The sequence below is a fragment of the Phenylobacterium sp. genome (assembly GCF_036263695.1).
Taxonomy (GTDB): Bacteria; Pseudomonadota; Alphaproteobacteria; order Caulobacterales; family Caulobacteraceae; genus Phenylobacterium.
Genome location: NZ_DATAGM010000481.1, coordinates 1 through 7,747, shown reverse-complemented (window position 1 = coordinate 7,747; position 7,747 = coordinate 1). Strand labels below are relative to the sequence as shown.

The following is a 7,747-nucleotide window of genomic DNA, read 5'->3' as shown; positions in this document are numbered from 1 at the left end:
CGAAACGGACATCCACGCCATGGCGGCGATCGCCAAGCGGGCGGCGGAGGCCGGCGCCATCGGCTTCTCCACCTCGCGGACCCTCAACCACCGCACCTCCGACGGCCAGCCGACGCCGACGCTCACCGCCGGCGAGGACGAGCTGACCGGCATTGCGCTCGGCTTGGCCGCCGCCGGAAAGGGCGTGCTGCAGTTCGTCTCCGACTTCGTCGACGCCGAGGCCGAGTTCGACATGCTTCAGCGCATCGTCGAGAAATCTGGGCGGCCGCTGTCGATCTCGCTGGTCCAGAGCCCGCGCGAGCCGCGGGTCTACCGCTACCTGCTGGAACGGATGCGGGCGGCCAACGAGAAGGGGCTGCAGATGCGGGCCCAGGTCGCCACCCGGCCGGTGGGCGTGCTGTTCGGCCTGGAGCTGACGGTGAACCCGTTCAGCCGCCATCCGAGCTATCGCGAGATCGCTCGCCTGCCGCTGGCCGAGCGCGTGGCCCGGCTGCGCGAGCCGGCCTTCCGCGCGCGTCTGCTGGCCGAGGAGAGAGACTCGCCCAAGACGCCGGGCCTCTCCCCCGCCCGCTCCTGGGACAAGATCCAGCTGATGGGCGAGGAGCCGGACTACGAGCCCCGCCCTGAGACCAGCATCGCCGCCATCGCGGCGCGGGAGGGCCGCGACCCGTACGAGATCGCCCTCGACCACATGCTGACCAACGGGGGGCGGGGGATGCTCTACCTGCCGCTGCTCAATTACGCCGACTACTCGCTCGATCCCGCCTACGAGATGCTGAACCACCCGGACGTGGTGCCGGGGTTGTCGGACGGCGGGGCGCATGTGGGGATGATCTGCGACGGCAGCTTCCCGACCACCAACATCGTCCACTGGACGCGCGACCGCACCCGCGGGCCGAAGCTTTCGCTGGAGAAGATGGTCAAGGCCCAGTGCCGGGACACCGCCGAGACGGTCGGCCTCTACGATCGCGGCCTGATCGCCCCTGGATATCGCGCCGACATCAACCTGATCGACTACGGCCGCCTGAAGCTGAAGGCGCCTGAGGTGGCCTACGACCTGCCGTCGGGCGGGCGGCGGCTGATCCAGCGGGCGGAGGGCTATGCGGCGACCATCCTCGCCGGCCAGGTCACCTACCGCGACGGCGAGCCCACCGGCGCCCTGCCGGGCCGGCTGCTGCGCGGGGGGCAAGGCGCGCCCGCGGCGATGGCGGCGGAGTAGTCATCACCGCTCATGTCGACGGAAGTCGGCCAAGCGGCCGCTGCGCCTGCGCCGATTCAGCCTGGCCACGGCTTTCACCGGGGTGAGCGGATAAGGTGTGTCACAGGACAGCGTGTCCGCTTCCCCCTCCCCCCAACTCGCGCCATAACCCGCGGCCATGACGCCTGCGCTCGACGAGGCGCGGGAGGTCCTGCGCCGCACCTTCGGCCACGCCGAGTTCCGGGGCCTCCAGGCCGAAGTGATCACCGAGGTGCTCGCCGGACGCAGCGCGATGGCCGTGCTGCCCACCGGCGGCGGCAAGAGCCTCTGCTACCAGATCCCTAGCATGATCCGGCCGGGCCTGGGCCTGGTGGTCTCGCCGCTGATTGCGCTGATGAGCGACCAGGTGGCGGGCCTGGTGCAGTCGGGCGTCGCGGCCGCCAAGCTCGACTCCAACGTCGACCTCAACACCCGCAGCGAGACCTGGCGGCGGATCGAGGCCGGAGAGCTCGACCTGCTCTACGTCTCACCCGAAGGGCTGATGCAGCCCTCCATGCTGGACCGTCTGCAGCGTACGCCGCTGGCGCTCGTGGCCATCGACGAGGCCCACTGCGTCAGCCAGTGGGGCCACGACTTCCGGCCCGAGTACCGGATGCTGGGCCGCGTCGCCGAGCTGTTCCCCGACACGCCCCGGCTGGCGGTGACCGCGACGGCGGACTCGCGGACCCGCGAGGACATCCGCAATGAGCTGCGGCTGGCCGGCGCCAAGGAGTTCGTCGCCAGCTTCGCCCGGCCCGAGCTGTCGCTGTTCGCCGAGCGCAAGCGGGGCGCGGCGGGCAAGCGCGTGGCCGAGCTGGTGGCGGCCCGACGTGGCCGGTCCGGTATTGTCTACGCCGGGTCCCGCGACGGCACCGAGCGCATCGCCCAGGACCTGGCCGCGGCCGGCGTGCCCGCGCTGGCCTATCATGCGGGCCTGGATAAAAACCTGCGCGAGAAGCGGCTGGAGGATTTCCTCGGCGCCGACGAGGCGGTGATGGTGGCGACCATCGCCTTCGGCATGGGGGTCGACAAGCCGGACGTCCGCTACGTGATCCACGCCGACCCGCCGGCCTCCATCGAGGCCTACTGGCAGGAGGTGGGCCGGGCCGGCCGCGACGGGGATCCGGCCGAGGGCATCACCCTCTACTCCGCCGCCGACATGGCCTGGGCCATGAAGCGCATCCAGGGCCGCGAGGTCGATGATGCAGTCAAGCAGGTGCAGGTGCGCAAGGTGCGCCAGCTCTACGCCATGCTGGACGGGATGGGCTGCCGGTCGGCGGGCGTGCGGCGCTACTTCGGGGAGGAGAAGGTCCGCCCCTGCGGGCAGTGCGACCTGTGCCTAGCCCCGCCGGAGTCCATCGACGCCACCGAGGCGGCCCAGAAGGCCCTGTCGGCGGTGCACCGGATGGGCGGCCGGTTTGGGCGCGGCCGCCTGGTGGACCATCTGCTGGGCAAGACCAAGGAGCCGTCGAGCTTCGAGGCGGGGCTGACCACCTTCGGCATCGGCCGCGAGTTCTCGCCGGCCGGCTGGCGCGACCTGGTCGACCAGCTGCTGTTCGAGGGCCTGCTGCGGGAGGATCCGAACGATGGGCGCCCGCTGATCGGCCTGGGCGACGCCGACGGCGTTCGAGCCGTTTATCGCGGGGAGCGGCGGGTGGCGCTGCGCAAGGCGCTGGAGGGGTTCGACGCCACCACCCGCTCGGGCCGGCCCCGCAAGCGCACCCGCACCGGCGAGGCCGGGCCGGAGCTGTCGACCCACGACGAGCCGCTGATGGAGGCGCTGTCCAACTGGCGGCGCACCGAGGCCCGGCGCCAGAGCGTGCCGCCCTACATCATCTTCGCCAACCGCACCCTGGCCGAGATCGCCCGCGCCCGGCCGGCCACCTTGGCCGCTCTGGCCCAGCTGCCCGGCGTCGGGGAGACCAAGCTCGCCCACTACGGGGAGGCGGTGCTGGAGGTCGTCCGGGCGTTCGAGGCCTGAGGCGCTACTGCCAGAGCGCGCTGACGTTGTAGCGGAACGCGCCCTCCGCATCCGAGGCCGCGCCCGGATCGATGCGCACGTCGAAGGCCAGGTTGAAGCGGATGGTGCGGCTGGGGCCGCAGTCCTGGCCGGCGCAGGCCAGCACGAAGATCGAGGTCTGCGGGCCGACGCTGGCGCTGACCAGTTCGGCCCCCTGCAGCGATCCCGGATCGAGGCTGAAGTTGCCCGCCCGGCCCGGCCATTTGGTGTAGCCGACGCCGGTGACGGTGACGATCACCTCGCGGAAGTCGCGGCAGGCGTCCGCGCGCCGCGGCTCGCAGCGGATGACCACCTCCTGCGGGGAGACGTCGCCGCCGCGCAGCCGCACGAAGTCTCCGCCCCGAGGCGTCACCCCGCCGTTCGGGTCGATGTGGAAGGTGGTCGGGGCCGAGCCCTTGAGGAACAGGCCGAGGTCCGCGCTGGCGGAGGCGATGACCGTCACCGCCGCGTCATCGGACAGCCGGCCGGCCTCCGCCACATGCGGGCAGAGCAACAGCGTCGCCGCGGCCAGACGCCACCCTCGCTGCATGGTCCGATGCCCCTCGATCGCGGGGCCGATTATGGCGAATCAAAGATTTACGACTGGTGAGTAGCTAGTCGAAGACGGCCAGCACCGGCAGCAGGCCGAGGTGTTCGCCGGCCGGCGCGGCGGGGAGATGGAAGCTCGCGCCGATCGGCACGCGGGCCTCGCCCTCGCCGCTGCGGAGCAGGTCGGAGGTTTCGAGCACCAAGGCGCCGGCGGCGATCCGCTCCGGGGTGACCAGCTGGTAGGCGGCGCCCGGCGGCTCGGAGACGGCGATCACCCCCTGCACCTGACCGCTGGAGCCGCGCCGGGAGACGGCGAAGGCGGCGGCGGTACGCAGGCCGGCGGGTTCGACCAGGGTGATGGCGGCCTCGGCGCTCGCCCCTGCGCGGGTCTGCGCCGCGGCGTCGGAGCACGCGAGGGCGAGGGCGGCGAGCAAGATCGCCTGTCCCGTTTTGGTCGCCCCTCGCCGCCTTCTCGCCGCCATGGCCGCCGTACTGCAAACCGCACACCGCCCTCTTCGGGCAGCGCCAGCCTGGACCCGGCAGCCTTAACTCGCGCGCAAGCCACGGTGCGGCAAGTCGTCTCACGGGGCGGGGGAAAGAGCGGCGGTCTGCACCTGGCGGAACGGGTTCAGCGGCGCCAGCAGGCGGGCGAAGCCTCGGCCGAGGCTGCGAATCCGCTGGAGCGGCGAGCGCGGGCGCTCGGCGGCGCCCCCCGCCCGATGCGTCCCCAGCTCCTGGGCGGCGACGGGCGTGGGCGCCGCGGCGGCCAGTCCGCCGGGCGGGCCCAGCCGCACCTGCGCGGCGATCTGGCCGACGTAGCCGCCGCCGGCCGGGACGGTGACGCTCACCCGCTGGTCGAGGACCAGGCCCAAGGCGGCCGCCTGCTCGGGATGGATCCGGACGACGTAGGCCCCAGGCCGAAGGCCGCTCAGCACCAGCGCGCCGTCGAACTCCGTCCGCCCCTCGGCCGCCACCTTGCCCGAGGCGTCAAGCAGCTGGAGACGTACCGCCGATAGCGGCCTCGCCGGCTCGCCGTCGCGCGCCAGGCCGACGGCGATCTCCACCTCGCCGGTCTGCTGCAGCGGGAAGGCGGCGACCGCAACCCGGCCGGGACGCGGCACGATCACCAGCCGGGGCGGCGGCGTGGCAAGGTAGGGATCCTCCACCGTCGAGGTATCGAAGCGGACGGAGGCGCGGGCGCCGTCGCCGAGGCCGGTGATCAGCGCCCGGCCCGACTCGTCGGTGGTCGTCGCCCGCCGCGCGCCCTGAATGCGAAGGCCGGCGGCGGCCGGCTCGCCAGGGCGCCAGCGGCCGTCGCCGTCGCTGTCCACGAAGGCGTGCACCGACATCCCCCCGCCGGCCGCCGCGCCGGGCCCGACCATGCGATAGGCGCGGCCGTCGAACGCCAGGCCGGTGGAGATCTGCAGGCCGATCCGCGCCTCGCCGGCGGCCGTCGCGTAGCCGCCGAACAGGGACACGTCGACGTGGCGCAGCCGCCAAACGTGCGAGGCCTGGACGGTCGTGCTCGGATAGTCGCCCCAGCGCTGGGCCAACCCTAGGCGCAGGGCGTGGCCGGCGCCCCACTGGCGGTCGAGGGTGACGGCGGCGTAGGCGTCGCGGTCCCAGGCGGCGGTGGCGCGCACCCGCCAGCGGTCGTTGATTAGGCCGGAGGCGGTCACGACCGCCCCCAGCCGGCTCTCGCTGCGGAGCGCGTCCTCCTGGTTTTCATACCGTACCGTTCCGGACACTAGGAACCCGCGCAGCGAGGCGGAGGCGCGGCCGGTGGCGAGCAGGTGGACGGCGCCTTCTGTGAACTCGTCGCGGGTGATCCGCACCCCGGTCGGAAGGCTGCGGCGGCCGAGGTTGATGACCGAGTCTAGGGTCAACGACGTGGAGCGGAGCGGCGGCTCCAGGACCGCGGCGCGGCTGCTGGCCTCGTCCAGGAACCCGCCGGAGAACTCGGCGTGGCGGGCGACCAAGGCCACATGCCCGATGCGCCCGGCGAAACCGAGGCTGGCGCCCGTGCCTCCGCCGTCGTCTCCGGCGAGGTTGAGCTGGGTGGCGAAGCCTTTGACGGAGGTGCTGGCGCCGAGCACGACCTGGCTCACCGGCTGGTCCTCGAGATCGCGGAAGTGGGCGTAGCCGGCGCTCACCGCGGCGCCGGGCGAAAGACCGTAGGCGATCTGCCCCGCGGCCCGCAGCCCGCGTCGGCCGTACGGCAGCTCCGGCGGACGGAGCTTGGCCAAGTGGAGGTCTTCGTCCTCGTCGGCGACGGCGGCCTCGCTGAAGTCAATGACCGGAACGCCCTCCTCGACGATGCCGAACTTGGCGAGCAGTTCGCCCTGGCGCACGCCGCCGCCGCCGACCTGCAGGCGACGGACTTCCTCACGCCGCTCCCCCTGCGGGCCGTAGAACACCAGCCGGATGACATTCAGCCCGACGACCAGCGGCACGTCAGTGAATTCATACTGGCCGGTATCGGCCTCCTTCTGTGAGGCGCGCAGCACCTCGTCGATGTAGAGCTCGACCTCCCAGCCGGTCTCCAGCTCGCCGCGCAGGTCGATTTGGTCGAAGGCGCCGATCTCCTGGAAATCCTCCGTGGTGAAGGCGAGGCCCCGGCCGCCCACCGACCGCACTCCCAGCGGCAGGCTGGGCGTATAGGTGTCGCCCAGCGAGATGCGGGACAGGCCGGGGATGAGGGCCGTGCGCCGGTCCGGGTCCTTCCGCTCGAGCAGGATCCGCGCCTCGGTGGGCCCGCTGTCTTCGCCGGCGAGGAAGGCCTGCAGGCCGGCGAAGGCCAGGTCGCCGGCCGCGCGGATGTCGTACCTGGGCCGGAAGCCCTCGCTGTCGTGCTGGCCGGAGACGACCAGATCGACAGCCGGCGGGCTGAACAGGGCGTACGGCGTGTGGATGAAGGTCTGGTCCTCCGCGGCCGGGCGGCCCAGGCCCAGCCGCTGGCGGCGGCTCTCCCGCTCAAGCCGGGCCCGGAACGGCAGCGGCTCGGTGGGCACGACCTCGAGCACCAGGCTGCGGACGTCCGCCTTCAGACGCAGCGGCAGCAGCTTTTCGAGCAGCTCGGCCCGCACGAAGAGCTCGCCCTGCGCCAGGGCGGCGTCCTCGGGCGAGAAGGTGACCTGACGGCCGTCGACCTCGGCGGTGCGGGATGCGGGGTCGAGGCGGAGGGTGCGGCCTTCACTGAGCACCCAACCTTCGGCGCGGCCCTGGTTCGGGTCGACGACGATGGCCAGCTCCAGCAGCCGCGTCAGTTCGCCGAGAGGCAGGTAGACGCCGGACAGCACCGAATAGGCCGGCAGGGCCTCGGCCAACGGCCGCCCGTCCGCGGTGACCTCGAACAGCAGCAGGTCGTCCGGATTGAAGAGCTGGGCCTGCTCGGGCGCGCCGGCTGGACCTAGGCCCTGGCGGGTGGCGACGGGGGCGTCGGCAGGCTGGGCGCGCGCGGCCGCTGGGACCGCGGCGAGCAGCCCCAGGCAGGCGAGCAGCGTCGGCCCCCAGCGGCGCAAGACGTCAGGTGACCGTGTACGCGAGGGAGGCGAGCACCTGGCCGGAATGGGCTTCCTCGTCCTTGAACAGAATCTCCAGCTGCTCGCCCTTGCCGAGACGGCGCCTCAGCGGCAGCTCGAAGGTCCGATGGTCGATCTCGGCGTAGACGCCGACGCCCCGCGCCGTGGCCAGCGGCGGGTCCGAGGCCGGGGCGCCCACGACGCGCACCACCAGGTCGCCGTAGAGCGAGCTCTCGCCGCGGCGGGCCAGCTCCAGGGCGACAACCGATCCGCCCCCCGGCTGCGGGACCAGGCGCACGTTGCGGATCTCCGCCGCCGCGGCGCGCTCGCCCTGGCGGACGATCACCGGGATGCTGGCGCCGAAGACGGTGCGGATGCGGATGGCCATCTGCCCGGGCCGCGGCTGGGCGGCCTGCTCGGCGGTGAACCCCTCGTCGGCAG

At 73.0% G+C, this 7,747-nt stretch carries 5 protein-coding genes and 1 pseudogene; 2 read left to right on the top strand and 4 right to left on the bottom strand.

Annotated features, from left to right (window positions below):
- Both VHK87_RS19255 and recQ read left to right on the top strand, forming a co-directional pair.
- The coding region (locus tag VHK87_RS19255; protein ID WP_329636513.1) for an amidohydrolase family protein at positions 1 to 1,219 on the top strand (1,219 nt) is incomplete at its 5' end.
- A 157-nt stretch (positions 1,220 to 1,376) separates the two neighbouring features.
- The gene (gene recQ / locus VHK87_RS19250) at positions 1,377 to 3,218 is read left to right on the top strand and encodes a DNA helicase RecQ (protein WP_329636512.1); all 1,842 of its coding nucleotides are present in this window, start codon (positions 1,377 to 1,379) and stop codon (positions 3,216 to 3,218) included.
- 4 nt (positions 3,219 to 3,222) lie between these two features.
- Here recQ and VHK87_RS19245 read toward each other — a convergent pair whose 3' ends face one another.
- From VHK87_RS19245 to VHK87_RS19230, 4 genes and pseudogenes are all read right to left on the bottom strand, one after another.
- On the bottom strand, positions 3,223 to 3,786 hold the full coding sequence (locus VHK87_RS19245) for a hypothetical protein (RefSeq protein ID WP_329636511.1): 564 nt from the start codon (positions 3,784 to 3,786) through the stop codon (positions 3,223 to 3,225).
- Positions 3,787 to 3,850: 64 nt separating this feature from the next.
- Positions 3,851 to 4,219 carry a hypothetical protein gene (locus VHK87_RS19240; protein ID WP_329636510.1) on the bottom strand — a complete coding sequence of 123 codons (369 nt, stop codon included), beginning with the start codon at positions 4,217 to 4,219 and terminating at the stop codon, positions 3,851 to 3,853.
- 147 nt (positions 4,220 to 4,366) lie between these two features.
- Positions 4,367 to 7,306 carry a hypothetical protein gene (locus tag VHK87_RS19235; RefSeq protein ID WP_329636509.1) on the bottom strand — a complete coding sequence of 980 codons (2,940 nt, stop codon included), beginning with the start codon at positions 7,304 to 7,306 and terminating at the stop codon, positions 4,367 to 4,369.
- Positions 7,307 to 7,310: 4 nt separating this feature from the next.
- Positions 7,311 to 7,747 (bottom strand): annotated as a pseudogene (locus VHK87_RS19230) (hypothetical protein); the annotation flags it as partial.